Origin of the sequence: Pseudonocardia alni (assembly GCF_002813375.1) — a bacterium.
Lineage (GTDB): Bacteria > Actinomycetota > Actinomycetes > Mycobacteriales > Pseudonocardiaceae > Pseudonocardia > Pseudonocardia alni.
The window spans coordinates 22,136-44,643 of the sequence record NZ_PHUJ01000001.1; the positions used below are offsets into that span (position 1 = coordinate 22,136).

The following is a 22,508-nucleotide window of genomic DNA, read 5'->3' on the forward strand; positions in this document are numbered from 1 at the left end:
AGTCCGCCCCCGGGGGGTCAGCCGAAGGGGTACACGCGCTCCTCGGGATGGGCCGGGCCGGCCCAGGGCTGCAGTGCAGCTTTGCGCTGGATCTCGCGATCGAAGTCGCGGTACTCGGCGTCGGGGGCGAGCACGATCTCGTGCTCGCTGCTCCACAGGCCGGTGCACGGTCCGATGAAGTAGTCGGTGGAGGCCAGTTCTTCGTGGAGCGGTGGGCTGAGGATCTCGAACGGGGCCGCGGCGCGGGGCGGTCCCCAGTGCAGCTCGATGCGGCGGAACCGGTCGGTGGTGTGGTACTCGATCGCGCCCCGGAACGAGACGTAGATGTCGTCGACCACGTCGTCGATCGAGCCCCGGTCGATGGGATACCGGCGGCCGTCGTGAACCGCGATCGCGGTCGGCCCGACCAGCAGATGCAGGTGCAGACGGCTGCCGGGGATTCCAGGGACGACGGGGTGGATGACCGGAGTGATCTCCAGGTGGCACGGCCAGGCCCGGCCCGCATGGGCGACGTAGCCGCCGAGCTGCTGGGTCTCGCGCACCGTCGATTGCGTTGCGATGTCGATCGTCGCACGGAAGGTGTCGAGGTCGGCGGGGCTATCCTGGCCGCAGAGCCGGTCATAGAGCAGCGACAGCGTCGGCGCCGCGGTGACCTGGATGTCCAGGGCCCCGGCGGGAGGCTGTTCGTGCGGGTAGGAGAACAACGGGACGGCTTTGTTCGTCGGCTGCTGAAACTCTACGGCTGGAAGCCCTCGCAACGTCATCGTGAACCCTCCTCCCCGATCGTCACCAGCACGGTCAACCAGTCACCGTAGCGGGAGCCACCGACACTTCCGTCCGATCCTTTAACGATCACTCCGTGAACGCTCTCCCTGCCGAGGCTGTGTCCGGTCACCAGTGGAGCGGCCGGCTGCCGGGGTAGGGGCTCGGTCGGGGCTCGGGCCGGGGCAGATGCGTCCCCGAGACGGGATAGCCGTGGGCGTCGATGGGGATTCTGCCGCTTTCGATGGTGTCGACGTCGCGGCGGAGCTGTGCTCCGTCGGGGCGGTCAAAGGGGTCGACGGTGCGGGCTTGGATCGCGAGCAGGTGGCGGAACACGAGCAGGACCTGGCCGCGGTCGAGGGTACGAACCTCGGCCGGCTGGTAGGTGTGGATGCGCTCGTGGCTGCGGGTCGCGCCGCGGGCTCCGTTCCAGAGCCCGCCGGTCGGTTCCTGCAGCCGGGTGCGTTCGTGCTCGCCGAGGATGGTGGAGAGCCACTGCAGAGTGGAGGGGTCCTTCAATCCTCCCCAGACGGCCATCAGCGAGCTGTTGTCGAGCAGCGTGACCGCCTTCTGCGGCCCGTATGTGGTTTCCAGCTGTGCTTTGGACTGTGCTGCCCAGTGGATGATGACGCCCCGGCTCAGGGAGTCGGCCTGGGTGGTCGGGAGGTCCGGTACCGGTGTGGCGGCGGGGAGCTCGTCGAGGACAGCCGTGGCGGGTGGGTCGAGTCGCTTCTTCGGGTAGCGCAGCCCCATCTCGCGGGCGGTGTCGATCCATTCGGCGACGATGGTGGTCATGACGGGTGCGGCATGGGCGTCGTTCTCGGCGGCGACCAGGTACAGCGATCCGCCGGAGGCGATGAACCGCTCGACGTCATAGGAGCCTGCGGGGGAGTGGTTGCAGAGCTCGCGGATCCGGCGGTCGGCGAACGGGGCCAGAGCGCGACGGACCGAGAGCCAGACCGCGTCGGCGGTCTGGGGGACCATGTTCAACTCGGCCTCGAGGGCATCGCCGTAGGCCCGGTAGCGGACATGGCCCTGCAGGATGGTGACCGCGGAGCGGGCGGCCTCGCGGTCGGTGGCCCAGGCGGCGAGGCGGGCGAGGTCGCCGCCGGACAGGGCGGCGGCGAGGAGGTAGGCGCCGACCACGCCGACGGCGCGCTGGCGGAAGACCCGGTCGTTGCCCGAGCCGCGTCCGTCTCCGGTCTCCACCGCGAGCGCGGATGCCTCGACGAGCATGCGGGCGCGGTCCCAGGCTGTGATGTCGTCGTCGCAGCCGCGTAGCGGTGACCAGCGCAGTTTCGCCGGCCAGTTCACGGTGCCGGTCAGGTCGAACACCAGGATCGGGCCCGGCATGGGGCGCCGGGATCGGGCCAGCGCGGTCAGCATGAGCAGGTCGGGCTTGGTGGTCGAGCACAGCAGCGCGCCGGGCGCTTCCAGGCACAGCGGGGTGAGCCAGCGGCGCGACTTCCCGGTCTGGGTCGGTGCCAGGGTGCCGGTGGTGGTCTCCAGCGGCGCCCACAGAGGGCCGGTCGGGCCGGTGGGCAGCGGGATCCCGACCTCCCCCGGGGCGGCGGTCCGGATCTCGGCCGGGGTCAACGAGGGGCGCAGGCGGGTCGCGGAGGTGCGGCATGCGCGCAGGGACAGCTCAGCGCGGATCTGGGCTCGGGTGGCGTGCCCGGGCTTGGTCGGTCCCCAGCTGCGCCACCACCACCGCCCGAGCACCGCGGCCGCGGCGGCCAGCACGATCGCGGCGGCGACGGTGCAGGACAGGAACAGGGTGGATTGACGGGTCAGGTACGCGAGGGTGCTGTCCGGGGGTGGTGTGGCGCCGAGGGAGGAGCGGATGAGCGCGGTCAGGTCGCCGAAGCCGACCAGGAGCAGCCGGGGCGCGCCCGACAGCAGCCCGGTCATCACCGCGGCGATCTCGACCACGAGTGTGGCGAACAGAGCGAACCCGAGCGCGGTCACCGGCAACGCGAGATCTTCGGCCCAGGGCCGGGGAGCGCGAGTTCGGGTCATCGGGCGCTCCTGGTCGGGGTCGAGTCGGTCTCGAAGGGCCGCTGCGCAGATGTCCCACCTGGAGGTCGGTCGGGCTGCCAGGGGCCGGTGATCGCTAACAGCACCCCTGGTTGCTGGATCCCGGCGAAGAGCACCTTCCCGTCGGGGGAGAAGGTGGGGCCGGTGAACTCCGAGCCCATCTGGCTGCGGGCGATGGGGTAGGCGGTCCCGTCGTCGGCGACGCCGGCGAGGTGGTCGTCGCCGTCGCCGTCGGTGGACACGATCAGCCCGCCGAACGGGGCGGCGACGATGTTGTCCGGTGCCTCGACGGTCTCCCCATCCGCTTCCACAGCGAACACCGTGGTCAGCGTCAGTGTCGAGGCGGCGGGGTCGTAGTGCCAGATCTGGCCGTGGTGGGAGTCGGAGAAGCTGGAGACCAGGTAGGCGCCGGGGGCGCCCTCGTGGTCGGCCCACCAGGCGCCCTCGAGCTTTTTCGCCCGGGTGATCCCATCGATCGAGCGCACCGAGCCCTGCCCGGCGTCGCGGTCGGCGATGGGAACCCACTCGACGGTGTAGGAGGTGCCGACGGTGTCGCCCTGGTCCAGGTCGTCGACGAGGTTCCCGGCCTGGTCGGTGGCGGCCATCGCGGCGAGCTCACCGGCGTCGACGTCGAGGGCCTTGAGCGCGCCGCTGCGGCCGCGGAACCCGGTGGGTGGGGTCCACCGATAGACGGTGCCGTAGGGGTTGGAGGTGTCCTCGGTCAGGTAGATGGTGAGGGTGTCGGGGTCGACGCAGCAGGCCTCGTGGACGAACCGGCCGAGGGCTTTGATCGGCTGCGGGTCTCGGTTGGCCTGCAGGTCGACCGGGTCGACCTCGAAGACGTAGCCGTGACCGTCCTTGTCGGTCTCCTCGCAGGTCAGCCAGGTGCCCCAGGGGGTGACCCCGCCAGCGCAGTTGGTGGAGGTCCCGGCGAGTGCGACGGTCTCCCAGATGAGCTCGCCGTCGGGGGTGGTCTTGACGACGGTGCAGCCGCCGCCGGCGTCCTCGCGCCAGGTGTAGCCGCGCAGGTGCGGGACGGCGCCGCCGTCGTCGGGGCCGCCGCGGACCTCGTGGTTGAGCACGACGAGCACGTTCCCGTCCGGGGCTGGGAACGCGGCGGCACCGTCGTGGATCCCGGGGGAGGCGTGCTCGGAGTAGAGGCGGGTCTTCCCGGCCTGGGTGACCACTCGGTAGGAGAACCCCTCGGGCAGCGCGAGCATGCCGTTCGGGTCGTCGACGAGGGGCCCGTAACCGGTGGCTGCGCTTGGTTGGGCGGCGATGCCTGCGGCGCCGAGCAGGCCGTGGACGGGGCCGGTCACGGCGATGCCGAGGCCGAGCTGTCCGGTGCGGCGCAAGAATCGTCGTCGGTCGATCAGCACAGGTCCTCCAGGGAGCGGCTGCTGGTGATGCCAGATGGGGTCACGGGCTTGTGGCCTCGGCGAGTGCAGCGGTGACCGGTCCGGCCGGGGCGGCTACGCCTGCGGGTCCGGCGATGTGGCGGACGTGGGTGATCTTGTCGGCCCAGTCCGAGAGGGGCTGCAGGATGACCCCGGTGCTGGAGTCGTAGGCGTTGACGACCAGGCCGTTGCCGATGTACATGCCGACGTGGCGGGGGTTGGTGGGGGAGCCGAGCGAGCCGGGGATGAACACCAGGTCGCCGGGGGCGATGGTCGCGGGGCTGGCGGGGGTGCCGGCGTTCTTCTGGTTGACCGTCCCGGCGGGGATCGGGACGCCGGCGGCGGCCCAGGCGGCGAGCATCAGCCCGGAGCAGTCGAAGCCGTTGGGTCCCTTCGCGCCCCAGATGTAGGGCTTGCCGAGCTGGGCCAGGGCGTAGGTGACCGCGGCGCGCTGTGCGGGGTCGGTGGGCGGGACGAAGCCGGGCGGGAGCTTGGTCGGGTCGATGTTCGACGGGGCCAGCGGGACCCCGGCGCCGCCCTGGTCGGGGCAGGCGAACGCGGTCGAGGCCAGCTGCACGTCCGGTGCGGCACCGGGCGTGGCGGGGACGGGGTTGTCCGGGCCGACCCAGAACCGGTCGACCAGGGCTGCGGCCGGTGCTTCCTGGGGGGCGTAGCGGTCGGGGAATGCCGAGCGCTGCACCGCCTGCGCGGCGGTGCCCGGTGGCATGGTCGCCCAGCCGGGCAGGGCGATGAGGCGGTCCAGGAAGATCCGGGTCGCGTAGTCGGGGTTGAGGATCTGCTCGGGTGTGCCCCAGCCCTGGGAGGGCCGCTGCTGGTAGAGGCCCAGGGAGTCGCGGTCGCCGTGGCCGACGTTGACCAGTCTCGATTCGACGATCACGGTGGAGATCGCGATGACCGCGGCCCGGCGCGGGAGGCCGCGCTGGGCGACGATGTTGACGATCGTGGCGGCGTTGTCGGTCTGCTCGGCGTTCCAGTCGGTGCCGCCGATGGACTGCGACCCGCCGCCCAGGCCGCCGTCGCCGCTGCACCCGCCGCCGGGGAGGGCGCCGTCGGTGACCACGGTGAGCATGGCCATGCCCATGCTGAACGCGGTCGCGATGAACACGAGCACCGCGGCCACGGCGGCGAGCGCGATCGTGCCCTTCTTCTGGTCCACCGGTCAGGTCACCGGTTCGGGGCGGCGCCGTTGGCCCGGCTGTGGCCGTTCATCTCGGCCAGAGGCCCCGTGGCCGGCGCGACGACGCCGTCGGCAGGAACCGCCGCGACGCCGCTGTCGGCAGGCTTCTCCGAGGCTGCACTGTCGGCGGCGGTGGTGGGTACCGATACCAGACGCGAACGCGTTGATCCGGCCTGAGCAGGTGGTGTTTCCGCGGTCGGAGCGGGTCGTTTGCGTAGGCCGGCGTTGGTGTCGAAGATGGCCCGCTCGGTGGGGGAGAGGACTGTCTGGATCTTCATGCCGGGGCGGTTCTCCAGCTTCCACAGCGCACGGCCCTGGCCTTCCATCGCCCAGCCGGTGAGCACGGCCTGTTCACGCTCGGACAGTCCGAGCTCGTCGGCGAGCTCGTCGCCGACCCGGGTGGACTGGCCGAGCAGGATCCGGGTCGAGCACAGCGCGAGCAGGTCCTTGGCGATGGAGACCTCCTGGGAGCCGGCGGCGCCGACGGAGAGCAGGTCGGAGGGCTTGTGCATCACCAGGAGCTGGATCTTGCGTTCGGCGCGGGACAGGCGCAGGTCGGAGTCGACGGCCTGGACCGCGCGCAGCCCGAGTCGCATCTGCCGCCAGACCTCGTCGCGCACGACGATGCGCACGTCGCCGTCGTCCTGCAGGTCGGTGATCATCGAGGACCAGGAGCCGAGGCAGGTCAGAGCGACCGCGATGGCCTGATCGCCCCTGCTGCGCAGCAGCGAGAGGTCCATCGACTGCACGGGGGCGTCCCAGTCGAGGTCGAAGTTCGTCGGCTCGTCGAACAACCCCGACAGCGGGCCGACGACGAGGTTGGACAGGGCGTCGGTGATCTGGCGGGTGTGGTCGAGGAACTGGCGGTGGGAGGCGAAGCGGGTGGCCTGCCACAAGTCGTCATCAGGCCTTGCGAGTTGGTTGACGACGTCGGGGATGGTGATCGGGCGCAGCTCGCTGGCGCCGTGCTCGGCGCCGACGAGCCGGTTGAGCACGGTGGACAGGACGTGCTCGTCGGTGACGGTCGGGTCGTAGCCCTGGGCCTCCGCGAGGGCGGTCAGCAGGCGCGTCCAGCGCGCCAGGATGCCGGTGAGTTCCTCGCGCTGCCGCTCGGTGCTCCAGGTGCCCCACCTCGATCGGATGGGGCCGAGGTCCAGGGCGTTGAGGCGGTGGTGGCTACCGCGGCCGAGCGCGATCGGGGTGATCCCGAGCGAGCGCAGCAGCGGGGTGTACTCGCCCTTCACATCACCGGAGATCAGCGAGCGGACGCCGAAGAGCATCATCCGCAGCATCAAAGCGACGACGGTGGAGGACTTGCCGCGGCCCGGTTCGCCGAACACCACCAGGTTCGGGTTGGTGACCATCTGGCGCAGCACCCACTCTGTGGGGTGGACGTAGAAGGCGCCCCCGGACTGGGTGTCGTAGCCCAGCCGGGCGCCGATGGCCGGGACGCCGTTGGAGGCCAGCAGCGGGAACAGTCCGCCGACCTCGGCGGTGGTGGCCCGGTAGACCGGAGCGCGCCGGGAGGCGTCGACCGCGGCCCACCCGCGACCCGGCTCACGGTGCCCTTGGCGGGGGGCGCTGGCCTGGTTGACCCGCCCCTTGGCCGGGCGGTCGTCGAGTTCGGCTGGAGTGGCTGGCGTTGCGAGGGGAATGCCGTCGAGGTCGGTGAACTGGGACAGCAGGTCGCTGGTGGTGCGCGGCGGCACGGGGCGGCGCTTACCGAAGATGCTCATGAGTCGAACGCCCTGGTCAGACGGGGCAGCCCGATCCCGACCGGCAGCGCCGCGGCGACGAACGCCGAATCTTGAGCCAGCTCTAGACGCAGCAATCGAAAACGACCTGAGGAGTCGTTCTCCAGGCGGGCGGCGTGATCTTCGAGGTTCCACTCGGCGGGCACCGTGAGTGAGGAGGCCACGGTGAAGCGGACCAGGGCGTGCCCGGCGGCGACGGCGGCCTCCTGCTCACGGGCGCCGGTCTGGCGGCGGGTGTCGACGGCGGTGGTGTTGAACCCGCGCTGGGCCTTGGCATCGACCAGGACGTTGTTGCGGAACCGCTGGGAGCGCACCTCTCGGGCGGCGGCGGCCTGGGACAGGATCTCGTAGTGGATCTGCAGGGTGCGGCGCTCTCCTGCGGTGCGGACCGCGAGCAGCGGGCCGAGCGACCCGAAGATCGTCCCGGATTCCGGGGGCTGCACTGCGTAGGAGACCGAGGAGAACCCGTCGTGGTGATAGGCCCGGGCAGCCGGAGCGGGAGCGAGGGCGGGGCCGGCTTGGGAGATCGGTAGCCCCACCGAGCCGTCCGGGTCGGGCCGCATGAGGTGCTGGTACTGCAGGGAGGCGGCGGTAGCGGGGTTGAAACCGGTCTTGATCGCCTCGGCGACCCCGGTGGAGGTCAGCCAGGTCACTGACTGCACCCCGAGCCCGCGCAGCCCGTCGGCGACGGCCTCCAGCACGCGGTAGAGCGCGTATGCGCGGCCCGCGACACCGCCGCCGGCGGCCTTGGCAGGGCGGCGCAGCGCGTCCTCGGTGCCCGACACCGTCACGAACAGCTCGGTCCGCACGGAGACCGAGGCGACGTCGCGGTCGATCTCGGTGGTCACCTGCCGGGCCAGTGTGGGGGCGTCGGCGCGCTGGTGGCGCTCGCGCCAGACCGCGTATTCGGTGCCGTCGTCGGGGACGGTGCGCACGAGCAGGGAGATGCGGTCGACGACCTCGCGGTGCCCGAGTCCGACGAGCATCGAGCCGAGGCGGCGGGCGAGCTCGGCGCACTCGTCGTCGGACAGCATCCCGACACCGGAGTGGGTCAATCTCGCGGTGGCGCCCCAGCGTCCCTGGTCGGTGTCGTGGATCAGGCAGATCCGCGAGCCGTGGAACTCCGGGCCGTCGGGGAACTCCAGGCGCGACAGCACGCCGGGCAGGTCGGGCTCGCTGCGGTCACCGGCCAGCCCGGCCGCGGCGCGTGATTGCCAGGGGGACCAGCGCATCAGCACTCCTGTCTGGAACATGATCAGGTCGGCCAGCCAGCGGAACGCGGGGCGGCCGTGGACGGGCACGACGATCAGCACGACGGTGATAGCGGCGAACACACCCCAGCTCAGCGCGGTGGACCACTGGTTGCGTGACATCGCGATCAGCGACGGAGCACATACCGCGATCACCAGGAACGCCTGGACCGGGGTGAGGCCGGCTATCCAGCCCATGCCCTCTTTGAGGTTCAGCCCGCGATACACCCGCGGGCCGTGGGTCTCGGGCATCGCGCTCATCGGTCACCGTCCTGTCGCTCGGGGCGGTCGGGTTCAGGCGCCCACGCCGTCGTGGTCGTGGGGGGTGGGGTCGGGTCCGGGTCGGGTCCGGTGCCCGAGTCCGGGCGTCCCGTTTCGGGGGGTCCGGGGTCGACGACCGGTGGCTCAGGAGCAGGGCTGGGATCAGCACCAGGCCCTCCGTCGGTGGCGGTGGTGTGGCCGGCCTCGATCGGGCCGTGGTCGCCGCCCGCGGCCTGTCCGGACCAGCCCGTGGTCGCCGTCGCCCCGGCGTAGGCGCCGCCCGCGGCCGAGCCGATGTCGCCGCCGCTCGCGGCGGGGGCGGGTCCGGGGTGCCCGACACCGGTCTGGGCCATCTGGGAGGACCCATAGCCGCCGGCGGCGCCCGCGGCGGCCTTGGTGGCCAGGTAGCCGCCCACCACCGCCGCGGCCGCGACACCACCCACCGCGCCGATCCCTGCCGCCGCGCCACCGGCAGCTGCGCCGCCGCCCGCGGCCGATCCACCACCGGCAGCACCCGCACCACCAGCGCTACCGGCACCGGCACCGCCGGCACGGCCTGCGGCCGCGGGAGACGCGGCGGTCGAGCCGCCGAGCTCCCCACCACCCCCAGCCGAGGCGGCACCGTCAGTACTGCCGCCCGAGCGGGCCATGCGGGCGACGTTGATCGACTCGCTGGTGCCGCCATCAGCGCCCGGCGCCGACGAGCCACGCCCACCGCCGCCGGAGCGCAGCGCCATCCCCGCGCCGGTGCCCGGGTCGACGAAGGCCAGCAGCCGGTAGATCACCATCGGGCAGAACAGCGACACCAGCAGCACCGCGGTCCCCGCCAGCAGCCCAGCGACTCCTGTCGCCCTGCCCATGACCGAGACGCCGATGAGTAGCACGAGCGCGAGGGCGGGCTTCATCAGGATCGCGGCGAGGAGCCAGCGCACGCCGCGCCAGAACGACGGGGCGGTGGAGTCGGCGACCAGCATCGCGGCCAGCAGCGGGATCGTCGCGACCAGCACCAGGATCGCGGCCTGGCGGAAGATCATCTGCAGGGCGAAGCCGATCCCGGCCGGGATGACCCCGAACAGCGCGGCGAGGCCGAGGATCATCGACCGGACGTTGTCCTCGGTGTCACCGAGGTCGGGGTTGTCCCCGATCCGGGCGGTGACGGTGTCGTTGGCCAGGGTTGCGCCGAAGGTGCCGTCGCCGCCGAGCTGGGACAGGAAGAACGTGGTCAGCCCGTCCGCGGCGCCGAGCAGGACCGCGACCAGCCCGGAGGTCAGCGCGATCGCCATCCCGAACTGCAGGGGCCCGGTGAACGCCCGGAACATGCCCCGCCCGCCGCGCAGGGCGACCGAGATCAGCTGGTAGAAGAACAGGCCCAGCGCGATCAGGGTGGCCAGCCCGATCAGCGATGACCACAACGACAAGCTCTGCCCATCAGCTCCGGCCGTGGCCGCGTCGACGGCGGTGGCGGGGTTCGGGGAGTTCGGGCGCTGCTCGGTCTTGCCGGTGATCGTGCTCGGGTCGATCCAGGACACCTGGTCGGCCAGCTCGAACCCCGCCCGCAGCACCCAGACCCCGGCGTCCCATACCTTCTGCATCGCGGCGTCGAACGCGGACTGGGCCAGGGAGCCGATCGGGTCGGTCAGTGAGAAGCCGGCGCCGGTGCCGCCTCCGCCTGGGGGCGCGGGCGGGGGCTGCGTCGGTGCCGTCATGTGGGGTGGTGTCATCGCTGGATGTCCCGCCATCCGGCGGCGACGGCTTCGTCGCTGGCCGGCCACGCCGACGGTGCCGGTGCGGCGGTGGGGCCGGAGGCGACCTTCCACTGCTCACCCACACGTCGCATGGGTAGGCAGTTGCCCCACCCTGCGGTGACGACCCGGCCGTTGTAGTCGGCGACGAACTCGCCGAGCACACACGCCACGGTGTAGGTGCCGTCGGAGGTGCTGCCCTTGACCATCGCACTCGTCGGGGTCCACGACATCCGCATGCCGTTGCGCAGGGGCCCGGTCGTGTTGAAGTGCGCGCCACGGCGCAGGTCGACCAGATCGCGGCTGAGCCACGTCTCGCGGGCGGGCAGCGCTCCCGACTCGGCAAGGGAGCCATAGACCTGTGCCCACACCGCCGGGTCACCGCCGGACATCCCGGCCTTCATCAGCTCGGCCAGCTGCGCGACCGCGCCCTCAGGGGTGTCGGGGAACCCGGTCGGAACCAGGGTCGCAACGAACTGCTGAGGCTGGGGGAGCGCGATCGGCGGGCCCGCGGTCCGGGTGGACAGGGCGTGGGGTTGCATCGCCGCGAGGGGGACCTGCAGCATCGGGCGGGCGGCGAGCTCGGCCTCCGCTGCAGGCCCGGACTCCCCGTCACCGGTGCCGATCGGTGCCGGCTGTGCTGGCGCGGCCGCGGACGGATCCTGCCGCTCGGAGAGCATGCCGGTCAGCGACAGGACCAGCGCGAGGACGGTGGCGAGGGCCAGGGCCGTGACCGCGCCGAGGATCAGCACCGCACGGCGACGGCTGCCCGAGCCGGGAGCGCCCGAACGCAGGCCGAGGCGGTGCGGGTTGTGGGGGTCGGTCAGGCGGGCCATCAGCTGGCTCCGGCGGCGAACTGGGTGACCAGGGTGTAGCCGAGGCCGAACAGGACGGCGAGCGCGAGGCTGGACACGATCATGCGGGCTCCGGTGCGTCCGGAGCCGTGGTGGTCCCACATCCGGCCTGCGGTGGAGGCGACGATCCCGCCGAAGAACAGGCCGAGGATGCAGATCCCGGCGATCCAGATGACGTAGCCGACGACGTCCTGGATGGCCTGGGCGCCGGGCGGGATCTTCGGGCCCGGGTTGGGGATGTCCTGGGCCGGCAGCAGGTGAGCCTGGGCCAGCGACTCGCTGATCACGTGGGTGGCAGACATGGCGTGTGCTCCGCAGGGGTGTGATGGGCGGTGGGGTGGGGCGAACGTGGCGGCTGGTGCCGGGGTGGGGGCGCCGGACACAGCGGGGTCAGACCGGTGCGCTTCTCATCGCCGTCTCGGGGAGGGGATGAGCTGCCACGAGGCGAGCAGCGGGCGTAGCGCGTCGACCGCCCGGGCCGGGCTGGGTTCGTCGGTCACCCCGCCGACCTCCCAGGCCGGGACGTGCGGCACGAACAGGGCCTCGTCCAGTAGGGCCGCGACCCGGGGCCCGGCTGCGCCGACCACTCCCGCCGGCCACTTGCGGGCCCCGTTGACCACGAGCTGGTAGATCGGGGTGGCCAGGCGGCGTTGGATCCAGGGGTCGAGGCGGGCGAGGATTTGCTCGGCCTGGCGCAGCGACGGGCGGGTTGCGCGGACCACGAGGATCGGGCGCTGGGTGGGCAGTCCGCGGCGTAGCCAGCCCCCGGCGCCGTAGATCGGGGTCGCGGCGGCTCGCCAGCCGCCGTGACCGAGGTCGACGACGGTGGCGTGTAGCGGGTCGGGTGCGGGGTCGGGTAGCCAGTCCGGGGGTGGGGGCACCATCCCGGGGGTGATGGTCGGCAGCGTTGCGGGGTCGCGGGTCTCCAGCCGGGCCAGCAGCGCGTCGGCGCGCCAGCTGTAGCGCACGGTGAGGTGGTCGTTGATCTGCCGGGTCCAGGGGCCGTCCACCGAGGAGGCTCCGGCGAGCCCGGAGCGTGCGGGGTCGTCGGCGTCGATGAGCAGCGCGCATCGCTGGTCCTGCTGTAGCGCGTCCACGATCGCGGCCGCGACACACGAGGCGCCGGCGCCCGCGGACCCGGCGAGCACGGGGATCAGCGGCCCGAACGCCGCCCAGGACACCGGGCGGGACTCGGGGAATGCCGTGCGGGTGCGGTCCTGGGCGGCGTCGGTGGCCGCGCCGAGCTGCTCGGCGGCCTCGATCGGGTCTGGACCGTGGCCCTGGTCGGCGGCGGCTGCGGCGGAGGTGGTGTCGACGATGGTCTCGGTGTCGACCACGCCCAGCCCGCCCGGCGCGTGGGTGCGCGCGGCGGCGCCGAGGCGCTGGTTGAGCTCGTACGGGCTGCGCGGCGGCGATGCCCCCGGCCTTGCCCAGTGGTGGTGCGGGTCGGCCGCGTTCCGGGGTGAGGTCATCAGCTGGTCCCTCCTCGAGGGGCGGTCCGGGCGAGCGCGGGGTCGGGGGTGGGGGGCTGGTCGGGGAGTTGCGCGGCGGAGTCGGCGGCCTCATAGACCTGGCGGGCGGTGTCGTCGAAGCGCGGGGAGACGAGGGTGGTGTCGTCGCCGCCGGAGACGACGCCGACGACCTGGCCGCGGCCGCGGGTGGCGTCGGGTCCGGTCAGCCACGGCCCGCCGGAGGCGCCCTCGGTCATGTCGCAGGTCAGGGACAGCACCTGCCCCGGTGGCCGGTCGGGCCGGTCGAAGGACTGCGCGGCGGCGTCGCCGTCGCAGCCGCGCAGCGACTGGCCGTCATAGATGCCGGTGGCGGGGTAGCCGAGCGCGGCGACCGGCAGCTGACTGTCGGGGGTGGTGAAGCGGATGCCTTGGGCACCGAGGGCCTGCTCAGGCAGGACCCCGTCGCGGGGGAGCAGGGTCACGAACGCGAAGTCGGTCGGAGCGGCGACGTCTTCGATGGGGGAGTTGGCCTGCTGCCAGGCCGGGGGGACATAGGCGGTGTCGACCGTCCATCGCCCGAGCGGTTCCTCACCGGCGGCGTAGCCGGGGATGAAGAACGCGCCGTCGACCCGCCAGGCGCCGCCGAGCCATACGCAGTGGGCCGCGGTGGCCAGCAACCTGCGCGACCGGGATGCGACGACCGCAGCGGAGCACTGGTGGCGGCCACCGTCGACGACCAGCACTCCGACCGAGGTCGCCGACAGCCCGCCCACCACCGGTCCGGCCTGGCCCTGCACCGGCGGCTGCGCTGTCGAACCGGACGGTGCAGTGGGTGTCCTCGGGTCGGCCGACCCCCACGGTGCGGCCGACCCGAGTCCCACCACCCGAGCGCCCTGCGGGGCGTCGGAGGTCCACGTCGCCAGCGCGACGGCGGCGGTGACCGTCGCGGCGATCGCCACGGTCATCACTGCGGTCGTCTGCGCTGTGCGCCACCTGCTGCTGGTCATGGGTCAGGCCAGGCCGAGCTTCTTCGAGCACGCCGGCCAGGCCGAGTAGCCGTCGCGGTCGGCGCGGACCTTCTCCGCGATCGCGATCTGCTGCTCGCGGCTGGCCTCGTGCGCCGAGCCGGTGCCGCCGTAGGCGGCCCAGGTGGCCTGGTCGAACTGCAGCCCGCCGGAGTAGCCGTTACCGGTGTCGATCGCCCAGTCACCGCCGGATTCGCACTGCGCGAGCCGGTCCCAGGTCGCCGCACGGGCGCCCTCGCCTGCGGTGTCGTCCGCGGCCGCTGCCTGGGCCTTCTCCGGGTCGCGTGGCTGTTCCCCGTCCGCTGAGGCGGCATTGCCGGCCTGGTCCTGCCTACCCGGGGGTGTACCGGCGCCGTCAGCGCCGCCACCGGCCGCACCGTTACCGCTGCTGGCGCCGTCGCCGGACGACGTCGTGTCGTCCTGGCCCTGGCTGCCCTGCGGCTGAGCAGCGTCGGTGCTGCCGGTGCTGCCGGTGCCGCTGCCAGTGCCGCTGCCGGTGGCGCCGGGGCGCTGGATGGGGTCCCCGGCCTGGGGCTGCTGCGCCGCGCCCGAGCCCTTCTGCGACCCGCCGGAACCAGTCCCGGTGCTGTCCCCGCCACCGGTGGAGGGCTGCTCCGCGCCGTCCGAGCTGCCCTGCCCCGCGCCCTGCTCATCGGGCTCGGCTGAGCCGCTGTCCGCGGTGGCACTAGGGGAGCTGCCGGTCTCGTTCTGCGAGCCGATCCCCGCAGCGTCGAGCTTCTCGGCCAGCTGCTCGGCCAGGGGGTCGGCGTCGGCCGCCTGGTGCACCTGCTCGGCCAGCTTCTCCGCGCCCGCCTCCCAGGCGTCGCCGGCGCTGCCGGTCCCTGCGGACTCGGTCGAGGGCTCCTGCGCCGATCCTGAGCCGGTCCCGCTCCCCCCGGGGTCGTTGGAACCCGAGCCGGTGGAGGAGTCAGAGCTGCTGGACGACTCGCTGTCGGACGAGCCGCCGCTGGGCGTCTCCGACGGCGTCGACGACGTCGAGTCCCGGTCCGAGCCAGACTCCGACGAGTCCGGGCCGGACAAGTGGGGCGAGCCCCCGCCCTGGTCGGTGAGGTCGCCGAGCTGGTCGAGCTTGTCCAAGTCCGCGGGGTCTGCGCCGAGCTTCTCCAGCTTGTCGCGGTCCAGCGAACCCAGGACCGAGGTCCGCAGGTCTCCTGCGCCGGGATCAGGGCTGGCGCCCAGGGCCTGCATCAGCTCCCCGACCAGCTGGATCGCGACGCGGGCCTTCTCCAGATCCTGAGCGGACCCGCCGCCACTGCTGCTGTTGCTCGACGTCGAGCTGGAGGAGCCACCCGACTCCGAGTCGGCCGAGCCGACCCCGGAGGTGTCGTCGGGGGTGGCGGGAGTGTCGTCAGAGCTGCTGTCGGAAGAGTCCGTGCTCGGTTCGGTCGAGGCCTCGGGGCTGCTGCTGGTCGTGTCGTCGGTGCTGTCGTCACTGTTGTTGTCGGAGTCGCCGGCCGGGGGGTCCTCGGAGCTGGTCGAGCTGCCGGTGTCGGGCTGGGCAGCGGCGTCGTCGTCCGGGGACGTGCTGGGGGGCTCGGGGGTCGGTGTCGGTTCGGCAGCGGAGGATGTCGGTGCTGCCGGGGCCGTCGGAGCCGGGGCCGGGGCCGGCTTCTGCGGTGCCGGCCGTGCTGCTGGTGCTGCCGGCGCTGCTGCGGCCGGGGCGGTGGTGGCTTCGGCGTGGCTGAGGCAGGTCTCGGGCAGCGGGGGCTCGGCCTGACGGCGCGGGTTCGGCGCAGCCGGGCCCGAGGCGCTCGTCGAGCTGTCCGCGGCGGGCTTCGGGGCGGTGACGTTCTTGACCGCTTCGCCGGCGCCGGTGACGGCGTCGACGGCCCCGTCGGCGGCCCCGCCGAGGGTCTGGCCGAGCTCACCGATCGGGCCGGGCTCGGGCGGCGGGGGCTGCTTGGGCAGCATGTCGGCCGGGGTCGGGCCCAGACCTGCCCGGGCCAGGCGGGCCGCGACCTGGCGAAGGTGCGGGTCGGCAGTCGCGCTGCTGCTGCCCAGGGCGTTGAGCTGGTCGGAGACATCGACGGCCTTCTGCCGCCAGCCCGCGGGCTGGGTCGCCGGGGTGAAGCCGAGCCCGGCGATCTCACGGGCCAGGCCCTGGGCGCGGGTGTCGTTGCTGACCGCGAGGTCGGCGAGCAGCGCGCGGGTCTGGGACCGGGTCTCTCGGGCGGCCGCGAGGGTGTGGGCAGCCTTACCCTGGTTGCAGCCCAGCGCGGTCAGACCGAGCTCGGCCGGCAGCGGGCTCAGCGAGAACGCGGTGACTCCGACCAGAGCACCGGCGGTCAGCATCGCGACCGCAGCACGTCGGGCGGCGGGGCCGCGGTGAGAAGGGGGCAGGTGCTCGGCCCACGAGGGCTGTCGCTTGCGATTCAGAGGCATGTCCAGGTCTCCGTCATGTGATCGGCGGGGCTGTCTCACAACCGGGTCGGTTCAGGTCAGTCGCTGATCAGCCGCCTCCGCGCGATCCACCGCTGCGGGAGTCGCCGCTGTCCTGGCTTCCACCTCGGCCGCGGTCCCGATCACCGCTCCCAGAGCCACCGGACCCACCAGAGCCGTTGCCGCCCACTGACAGGTCGGCGCCGGCGTCGACGCCGTCCTCACCCGCAGAGACGTCGACCCCGGCGCCCACCTCGTTGCCGCTGCCGCCGGTGAGCTCGTACTGGCGGACCCAGTCGACGTGCATCGCTGCGCCGCCTGAGGCGTCGCCGCCGAAGTAGTCGAGCTGGATGGTCAGGTGCATCGGCCCGGGCGGATTGTGGGACTTGTCGTCGTCGGTGAACCACGGCTTGCCGTCGACGAGGTAGGTGATCTTGTCGGGGGTCCACTCGACGGCGAAGGCGTGCCACTCGGTGGCGTCGATCTCGACCGAGCCCTGGGTCTGGGAGTTGTCCGAGCCGTAGTGCAGGAAGCCCTCGACCTTCTGCCGGGTCCCGTCGGAGATCTCCATGAAGTCGACCTCGCCGCCCTCGGGCCAGTTCTCCGCGGTCGGCCAGAGGAGGAAGAGGGTGTGCAGGCTCGACGCAGCGGGAGCGGGGGACTGGGCGCAGCCCTCCCAGCGGCCGTACTGCTGGCTGTTGGGCGACCAGGCCATTCCGCCGGCGTCGCCGTTCTCCGACCCGGTGATGGTCAGCTGCCCGTTCGACACCGAGATCGCGTCGGGGGTACGTCGTCCGTTGCCGCCATGGCCGGGGCCGTCGTACATGTTCCAGTCCCCGGAGACCGAGCTCCCCTCGAACTCGTCGGCGACCTTCGGCTTGCCCCAGCCGAGCGTGGCCGCTGCGGTCGTCTTGCACTGACCGCCTGCACCGCCCGATCCGGAGCCGCTGCCCGATCCGGAGCCGCTGCCGGATCCCGAGCCGCCGCCGGTCCCGGAGCCATTCCCGGATCCGGGGGGAGTGCCTGTGCCACCGCCGTCGTCCCCGGCCTCGCCGGCCCCGCCGGAGCCGTTCCCGCCCGAGGCCGACCCGCCAGAGTCCCCGGCACCGGGCTCATAGCACTCGGCCGGGATGAACCCGGGCTTGTTCGCGCCCACGTCGAGCAGTGCGCGGCGCAGCTTCTCCGCACGCGGGGACGTGTCCCCGGTGAGCTCGGCGAGCACGTGCACCGCGGTGATCCGCCATCCACACTCGACGCCGCCCTCCGGCGCCGCGGCGGGCACGAGCCCTGAGGCGGTGAGGGTGGTGGTAAGCGCCAGCGCGGCGCCCACCAGCAGGTGCGGACTGATCACCGGGGGCCACCGGTGCCGCGGAATCCGTGGCTGGCCAGTCCCTGGGTGCGGCGGCCCTGGAAGCCCTCGGCGACGGTGGCGGCGAGCTCGAGCGCGGCGTCGCGCGCGGCGGGGGTGAGGGCGTCGAAGTCGATGATGCCGCCGGCCTGCAGGTGCGGGTCCGGGGGAAGGACGATCACCGCGCGGCAGCGTTCGGCGAAGAAGTCGCGGATGACGCGGTCGTCGATGTCGGGGCTGTGGCGGTCGTAGGACAGCACCACGACCGCGTCCTCGGTGAGGTGGCGGTATCCGTTGGCGGCGAGCCAGCGGAAGGTGCGAGCGGCGCGGGAGGCGCCGTCGTTGGTCGGGGCGCCGACGATGACCAGCGAGTCGGCGTGGCGCAGGCTGCCCTGCATCGCCGAGTGCACGATTCCGGTTCCGGAGTCGGTGATGATCGCGTTGTAGTAGCGGGCCAGCAGCCGCAGCGCGGCCTCGTAGTCGGCCGCGGAGAACGTCTCCGACAGCTCCGGTTCCTGTTCGCTGGTGAGGACCTGCAGGCGCCCGGCGAGATGGGTGTAACCGGCCAGGTCGGTGTGGGCGCGGATCTCGTCCAGGGCGTAGAGCAGGTCGCGCACGGTGGTCTTCGCAGCCAGGGTCTCGCCGACGAGGCGGTCGCCGAGGGTGCCGGCGTCGGGATTGGCGTCCATAGCGATGACCCGGTCCCCGCGGTACTCGGCGAGCGCGAGCCCGAGCAGCGCGGACACGGTGGTCTTGCCGATCCCGCCCTTGATCGAGCCGACGACGACGCTGTGCGGGCCGGGCAGCGGGGTGCGGATCTTCTGGAGCTGGTCGCGCAGCCGGGCCTCGGCCTCGGACAGTCCGGGGTTCCAGCGGCCGCCGGTCAGCTGGTAGGCGACGTGGCGCCATCCCTGCTGCGGACGGGCCCGCCGTTCGCGGACCACGCCCGACAGCACGCCGGTCTGCTCGTCCCACGCCGGGCGGAACGCCTGCGGATCCTCCGAGGGACCCGCACCCTGATGAGCGGGGAGGGACGCGGGGGCCGCCGGCGACGGCGCCGCCGCCGGCGCAGACGGTGGCGCCGGCCGGGCCGCTTCGGCAGCGGGCGCCGCGTCCGTCAGCGGTGGCTCGTCGCGGAAGCGCTCCGGCGCAGGCGCGGGGCGGGACGGCGGGGTGGTTGGCGAGGTGGTCGCCGCGCTCGCCTGCGTGGCCGGGGGCTTGGTCGCGGGGACCTGGGCCCCGTCGTATCCGGTGGCCGGGGCGGCCCACGCCGCGCCCGCGTCCAGCCAGGACGGGGCGGCAGGGGTGTTGTTGGTGCCGTTCGGTGAGGACGTGGGGGAGGACATCAGCAGCTACCTCGTGGTGGGGGTCAGGAGGAATCGGTGGGGCGCAGGTGCGGGTCGACGACCAGGTGGCCGTCGTCGTCGCGGGTGATCGGGACCGTCATCCGGACCCAGTTCGCCTCGACCGCCGTCCACGCCGGGTCCGCCTCGGGCGGGGCGCACGACGGGCCGAGCAGCCCGGGCACCTCCGCCTCTGCGGACCCGGCGTGGCGCGGGGTCTCGGGCGGCGGGCAGGCGCGCGCGTACGTGGTGATCCGCACGATCACCTCGACGAACACCACCGTGTCGCTGGGCCGGTAGAGCCGGCCCGGCAGTGGTGAGTCGGCGCGCTGCCTGCCCGCCCCCGACCACCCCCAGGTGCACGCCTGGGGGGCAGCGAGCAGAGGCCGCAACACCTCTGCCCGACGACTCGGGTCGTCCTCATCAAAGGACTGGAAATCAGTGGCGAACCGCCCGGCGAAGCTGGCCGCCTCCAGGTCCGAGATCGGCTCCAGCGACCGCACCGAACGGAAGAAGGAGTCCTGACCAGCGGTGTAGCGCGTCACGGCTGTCTCGGCTGCTGTGGCCCGACCACGGCAAGGTGGGACGACCTGCTCACGGGGGAGATCGGCGTTGAGTCGCACCTGGGGCCGCGCGAGCGCACCGGCGAGTCCAGGAACGGTGGCATCGCTGTCGCCGTTGCGGGACTGCTCAGCAGGCGGGGGCTCCATCTCCTTCTCTCGCGCCGGCGCGTCCTCGTCGAGGTCACCGACGGCAGCCGGAGCGAGAGCGGTCCGCGCGGGCTCGTGCTCGTGAGCGCGCGGCGGGGGTCTGAACAGAGCAGGAGCAGGCGCGCGGACCGCCTCGTCGCTGTCGTGACTCTCAGACTTGTTCCGCTCGTCGAGGGCGGTGCTCGATGACCGGCCGACGGGGGCAGCGCTTCCGTCGGAGCCCAAACCGGGGGCGGTACGCCACGGCGCGCTGGAGGACGGTGCGGGACGGGACCGGATCGGCATCACGCCCACCGCCCTGCGCGGTGCCGTCGAGACGTAGGCGCCATGACAAACACTCCCTCCATAAAACTAGATCTGATAGATTCACGCATCTTGAATACAAGACGACGGGACGTCACTATCCGCGCAGAGCGACGGCTGGTCAACCGATCGTGTGCGAGACCCGGGTCCCTAACCCGCGGGTGGGCACCCCGGCTGGGATCTGGCGCTGGGCGCAGCTAGCGTCACAGCGCCTCGTGCCACACCCACGGAGGCGGCGTGTTCGTACGGAGGTGACTGGTGCCAGACGAGCCTCGCCTCAGCGGCGCGCCGCGGACGCTGGCCGAGAAGCTGAACCACCTCGCTCGCCCGCCCGGTAGCACCCGCGCTCTCTACCTCGACGAAATCGTCGAGGGGATCGAAGCTACGGGCGGACAGGTCTCGCGCGCCACGCTGAACACGATGATGCGAGGACGCAATACCAACCCACGCCGCAGCACCATCGAAGCCCTGGCCACCTACTTCAAGGTCTCGGTCTCCTACCTGCTCGACGACCCCCATCCCGCCCTCACCGACAACGAACACGAGCTGCTCGCCAAGCTGCGTGACCCCGACCTCGCCGCACTGATCAGCGGCATCAGCGAGCTGCGCCCCGAGACTCGCCGGTCCCTCGCCCGGATCGTCGACGACCTGCGGCAGATGCAGAACAGCGAACAGGCTCACCGCTCCTCCTGAACGGCCGCGACGCGTTGCATCGCCTGATGGGCGACGATCGCCAGGTCGAGTGCCTCCGCGGCGACAGTCAGCCACCGTTGCGTGCTCTCGTCCCTAGGCTCGGCGGTATCGGTCGCATCGACCGCCTGCTGGACTGAGGTCAGCGCGTGGATGGCTGCGCTGGACAGCACTGTCAGCTCACTCTCTAACCTGTTGATCAGCTGGGCCATGCCTCCGTTCTGCTCTAGGGCCGGCCGAGCGACAGGAGATGCCAGTCCGAGAGGAGACTCGCGGCGCGGGGGGTCAAGGTGCCGTGGCGCAGGACTTTGCGATCGATGCGACGGTGCGCGGTGCTCTCGCCGACGCCCGGTATCCCGGGCCTCGGCACCTCGCGCTTCGTCAGCGGGCGCGGCCGCACCCGCAGGAAGCGCCGCGGCGGTCGACCCGGCGCCTTGCTCCCATTCGCTGGCGTGCAGGGGAACGGGCAGGGCCTCGTCCGGCATCGTGCACCTCGTCTCGGGCTCGGTCAGGATCGGAAAACTCCCGCAGGTCGGTGCGATGGTCAGGCAGAACTCAGCATGTAGGTGAAGATCGATTCGTGTGAGCGAAGGATGTCTGACGAGCGTGGTGTCGAGTCCATGCAAACGGCCTGGCGGAGCTGACTTCGGTGCGCCCTGAACCTGCTTTGGTGCTGGAGATGCACCGCATCTGAGCAGCAGCGATGATGACAGCGCCGCTGCCGGTGAAGCGAGGTCAGAGAGCAGCACCTGTCATGCATATCAGCGAAGCATCGTTGCGGCAAGATTCGCTAGCACGCGGAGCGATGAGCGTCCGAGGCGACGATGACTCTGGCGGGTGACGTCTCACCGGCTACGCTGCGCAGCAGGCCAGAGGAGAAGGGGGGACGCGGATGTCCGAGTCTCACGAGGAGAGTCCTGCGCTCGGTTCGTTGGCTGAACGCATCAACTACCTGTTCGCGTCGATAGCACCTGAGCATGGCGACCGCCCGGAGTACACCGGGAAAGAGGTGATCAGCTGGCTGCGCCAGCGAGGATACGAACTTTCAGCATCGCATCTTTCGGAGTTGCGACGTGGCATCAAGACGAACCCCACCATGCGGGTTATCGATGGTTTGGCGCGATTCTTTGCAGTCCGAGTCGGCTTCTTACACGGCGATCCCGACGCTGTCCGTGACGTCATGGCCGAAATTCGCCTACGGCGTGCCCTCCGTGAGGCACAGGTGACAGACATCGCGGCAAGGGTCGCTGGTCTGGACCCTGAGCAACGCCACGCGGTCGCAAATTTTATCACTCAGATCGTGTACGAGCAGACCACGGGAAAAGACGGAAATCCGCCCGGCCGAAGCACTCCCGATAAGTAAGGAGATATCGAATCTAGTGGCCGCCTGTACGTCGGGATGATACTGGGATGACCGCCCGAACGGCACCTTCGGGAGAAGAGCCGGATGGTGTCGAGACCCGTTTGCGCCGATTACTCGCACTGGTTCGCGTACCCACGGAGGGCGATGGTCCACCGTGTTGGGTCACGCTCGGCTCACACCTCACCGCCTGCCTTAGCGCTGGCAAAGAACTGCATGACGCGGAGCGCATTTTATCGTCGCTCCTCAGTTCAGAGACGGTGAACGTGACACCATCCGAACATGAGCTAGATGTGGTGCTGCGCTATCTCGGCGAACCTGCGAGCTATTTTGATTTGACACAGCCCCGGTTTGAGTCCGAGGCTCACCTACTGCTGGCGCAGCTGGACAAGATGGGCGTTTCTGCGTTTCGTATGTGTAGAGCATATATGCGTGAGTTCGACCGGGTCGCCGCGCTGGAACTCCTCGTCGACGTGACAAGCAGCGTCGCCCCGCGCGCCCACGAAATCGGGTCGGAGCGCTAAGATCACGCATCAGGCGTAGCAGGACGGCTGGACGGGGACAGGAACTCGATGAACGAGCGTCAACTCCGTAGCAAGGCGCGGGAGCTCCTGCGCGACTTG

Annotated in this window: 19 protein-coding genes; 3 read left to right on the forward strand and 16 right to left on the reverse strand. The window is 71.9% G+C overall.

Annotation, left to right across the window (positions count from 1 at the left end; genetic code table 11):
- Nucleotides 1-17: 17 nt before the first annotated feature.
- The 15 genes from ATL51_RS00105 to ATL51_RS27815 all read right to left on the reverse strand — a co-directional run bounded on the left by ATL51_RS00105 (nt 18) and on the right by ATL51_RS27815 (nt 19,367).
- Nucleotides 18-764 carry a hypothetical protein gene (locus ATL51_RS00105; protein ID WP_157818120.1) on the reverse strand — a complete coding sequence of 249 codons (747 nt, stop codon included), beginning with the start codon at nt 762-764 and terminating at the stop codon, nt 18-20.
- Between the two features lie 127 nt (nt 765-891).
- Nucleotides 892-2,781: a type IV secretory system conjugative DNA transfer family protein gene (locus ATL51_RS00110; protein WP_157818121.1), complete on the reverse strand. Its 1,890-nt coding sequence runs from the start codon at nt 2,779-2,781 to the stop codon at nt 892-894.
- Entirely contained in the window at nt 2,778-4,154 is a 1,377-nt protein-coding gene (locus ATL51_RS00115; RefSeq protein WP_224400940.1) for an alkaline phosphatase PhoX, read from the reverse strand. The genes ATL51_RS00110 and ATL51_RS00115 overlap by 4 nt, the downstream gene beginning before the upstream one ends.
- 64 nt (nt 4,155-4,218) lie before the next feature.
- Entirely contained in the window at nt 4,219-5,373 is a 1,155-nt protein-coding gene (locus tag ATL51_RS00120) for a C40 family peptidase (protein ID WP_100877154.1), read from the reverse strand.
- 8 nt (nt 5,374-5,381) lie between these two features.
- A complete protein-coding gene (locus ATL51_RS00125; RefSeq protein ID WP_100877155.1) occupies nt 5,382-7,130 on the reverse strand; it encodes an ATP-binding protein in 1,749 nt (582 codons plus the stop codon).
- Entirely contained in the window at nt 7,127-8,659 is a 1,533-nt protein-coding gene (locus ATL51_RS00130; protein ID WP_224400939.1) for an SCO6880 family protein, read from the reverse strand. The genes ATL51_RS00125 and ATL51_RS00130 overlap by 4 nt, the downstream gene beginning before the upstream one ends.
- Nucleotides 8,656-10,365 carry a hypothetical protein gene (locus ATL51_RS00135; RefSeq protein ID WP_100877156.1) on the reverse strand — a complete coding sequence of 570 codons (1,710 nt, stop codon included), beginning with the start codon at nt 10,363-10,365 and terminating at the stop codon, nt 8,656-8,658. The genes ATL51_RS00130 and ATL51_RS00135 overlap by 4 nt, the downstream gene beginning before the upstream one ends.
- An 11-nt stretch (nt 10,366-10,376) precedes the next feature.
- Nucleotides 10,377-11,237 (reverse strand): hypothetical protein, encoded by an 861-nt coding sequence (locus ATL51_RS00140; RefSeq protein WP_100877157.1) that lies wholly within the window; start codon nt 11,235-11,237, stop codon nt 10,377-10,379.
- Complete coding sequence (locus tag ATL51_RS00145; protein WP_157818122.1) at nt 11,237-11,557, reverse strand: hypothetical protein; 321 nt, start codon at nt 11,555-11,557, stop codon at nt 11,237-11,239. The genes ATL51_RS00140 and ATL51_RS00145 overlap by 1 nt, the downstream gene beginning before the upstream one ends.
- Nucleotides 11,558-11,662: 105 nt before the next feature.
- On the reverse strand, nt 11,663-12,727 hold the full coding sequence (locus ATL51_RS00150; RefSeq protein ID WP_100877159.1) for a hypothetical protein: 1,065 nt from the start codon (nt 12,725-12,727) through the stop codon (nt 11,663-11,665).
- Nucleotides 12,727-13,671: a trypsin-like serine peptidase gene (locus tag ATL51_RS00155; RefSeq protein ID WP_157818123.1), complete on the reverse strand. Its 945-nt coding sequence runs from the start codon at nt 13,669-13,671 to the stop codon at nt 12,727-12,729. The genes ATL51_RS00150 and ATL51_RS00155 overlap by 1 nt, the downstream gene beginning before the upstream one ends.
- A gap of 45 nt (nt 13,672-13,716) precedes the next feature.
- Nucleotides 13,717-16,134 (reverse strand): transglycosylase family protein, encoded by a 2,418-nt coding sequence (locus ATL51_RS29760; RefSeq protein WP_374107444.1) that lies wholly within the window; start codon nt 16,132-16,134, stop codon nt 13,717-13,719.
- A 67-nt stretch (nt 16,135-16,201) separates the two neighbouring features.
- The gene (locus ATL51_RS28775) at nt 16,202-17,482 is read right to left on the reverse strand and encodes a glycoside hydrolase family 16 protein (protein ID WP_208622861.1); all 1,281 of its coding nucleotides are present in this window, start codon (nt 17,480-17,482) and stop codon (nt 16,202-16,204) included.
- Nucleotides 17,479-18,825 (reverse strand): MinD/ParA family ATP-binding protein, encoded by a 1,347-nt coding sequence (locus tag ATL51_RS00170; protein WP_100877161.1) that lies wholly within the window; start codon nt 18,823-18,825, stop codon nt 17,479-17,481. Before ATL51_RS00170 ends, ATL51_RS28775 begins: the two co-directional genes overlap by 4 nt.
- 23 nt (nt 18,826-18,848) lie before the next feature.
- Entirely contained in the window at nt 18,849-19,367 is a 519-nt protein-coding gene (locus ATL51_RS27815; RefSeq protein ID WP_157818124.1) for a hypothetical protein, read from the reverse strand.
- A gap of 726 nt (nt 19,368-20,093) precedes the next feature.
- Between ATL51_RS27815 and ATL51_RS27820 the strand changes: the two genes are divergently transcribed.
- Entirely contained in the window at nt 20,094-20,528 is a 435-nt protein-coding gene (locus ATL51_RS27820; RefSeq protein WP_157818125.1) for a helix-turn-helix domain-containing protein, read from the forward strand.
- Here the strand turns inward: ATL51_RS27820 and ATL51_RS00185 are convergent.
- Entirely contained in the window at nt 20,513-20,737 is a 225-nt protein-coding gene (locus ATL51_RS00185) for a hypothetical protein (protein ID WP_100877164.1), read from the reverse strand. The genes ATL51_RS27820 and ATL51_RS00185 overlap by 16 nt on opposite strands.
- Before the next feature lie 680 nt (nt 20,738-21,417).
- On the opposite strand from ATL51_RS00185, the gene ATL51_RS27825 reads away from it, so the two are divergent.
- Complete coding sequence (locus tag ATL51_RS27825) at nt 21,418-21,888, forward strand: hypothetical protein (protein WP_157818126.1); 471 nt, start codon at nt 21,418-21,420, stop codon at nt 21,886-21,888.
- Between the two features lie 47 nt (nt 21,889-21,935).
- Entirely contained in the window at nt 21,936-22,409 is a 474-nt protein-coding gene (locus ATL51_RS27830; RefSeq protein ID WP_157818127.1) for a hypothetical protein, read from the forward strand.
- Nucleotides 22,410-22,508 lie beyond the last annotated feature (99 nt).

What these genes read in the sequence shown, in the direction of transcription:
- ATL51_RS00105 (WP_157818120.1), bottom strand. Translation starts at nt 764, where the DNA reads ATGACGTTGCGAGGGCTTCCAGCCGTAGAGTTTCAGCAGCCGACGAAC.
- ATL51_RS00110 (WP_157818121.1), bottom strand. Translation starts at nt 2,781, where the DNA reads ATGACCCGAACTCGCGCTCCCCGGCCCTGGGCCGAAGATCTCGCGTTG.
- ATL51_RS00125 (WP_100877155.1), bottom strand. Translation starts at nt 7,130, where the DNA reads ATGAGCATCTTCGGTAAGCGCCGCCCCGTGCCGCCGCGCACCACCAGC.
- ATL51_RS00130 (WP_224400939.1), bottom strand. Translation starts at nt 8,659, where the DNA reads ATGAGCGCGATGCCCGAGACCCACGGCCCGCGGGTGTATCGCGGGCTG.
- ATL51_RS00135 (WP_100877156.1), bottom strand. Translation starts at nt 10,365, where the DNA reads ATGACGGCACCGACGCAGCCCCCGCCCGCGCCCCCAGGCGGAGGCGGC.
- ATL51_RS00140 (WP_100877157.1), bottom strand. Translation starts at nt 11,237, where the DNA reads ATGGCCCGCCTGACCGACCCCCACAACCCGCACCGCCTCGGCCTGCGT.
- ATL51_RS00145 (WP_157818122.1), bottom strand. Translation starts at nt 11,557, where the DNA reads ATGTCTGCCACCCACGTGATCAGCGAGTCGCTGGCCCAGGCTCACCTG.
- ATL51_RS00150 (WP_100877159.1), bottom strand. Translation starts at nt 12,727, where the DNA reads ATGACCTCACCCCGGAACGCGGCCGACCCGCACCACCACTGGGCAAGG.
- ATL51_RS00155 (WP_157818123.1), bottom strand. Translation starts at nt 13,671, where the DNA reads ATGACCGTGGCGATCGCCGCGACGGTCACCGCCGCCGTCGCGCTGGCG.
- ATL51_RS29760 (WP_374107444.1), bottom strand. Translation starts at nt 16,134, where the DNA reads ATGCCTCTGAATCGCAAGCGACAGCCCTCGTGGGCCGAGCACCTGCCC.
- ATL51_RS00170 (WP_100877161.1), bottom strand. Translation starts at nt 18,825, where the DNA reads ATGTCCTCCCCCACGTCCTCACCGAACGGCACCAACAACACCCCTGCC.
- ATL51_RS00185 (WP_100877164.1), bottom strand. Translation starts at nt 20,737, where the DNA reads ATGGCCCAGCTGATCAACAGGTTAGAGAGTGAGCTGACAGTGCTGTCC.
- ATL51_RS27825 (WP_157818126.1), top strand. Translation starts at nt 21,418, where the DNA reads ATGTCCGAGTCTCACGAGGAGAGTCCTGCGCTCGGTTCGTTGGCTGAA.
- ATL51_RS27830 (WP_157818127.1), top strand. Translation starts at nt 21,936, where the DNA reads ATGACCGCCCGAACGGCACCTTCGGGAGAAGAGCCGGATGGTGTCGAG.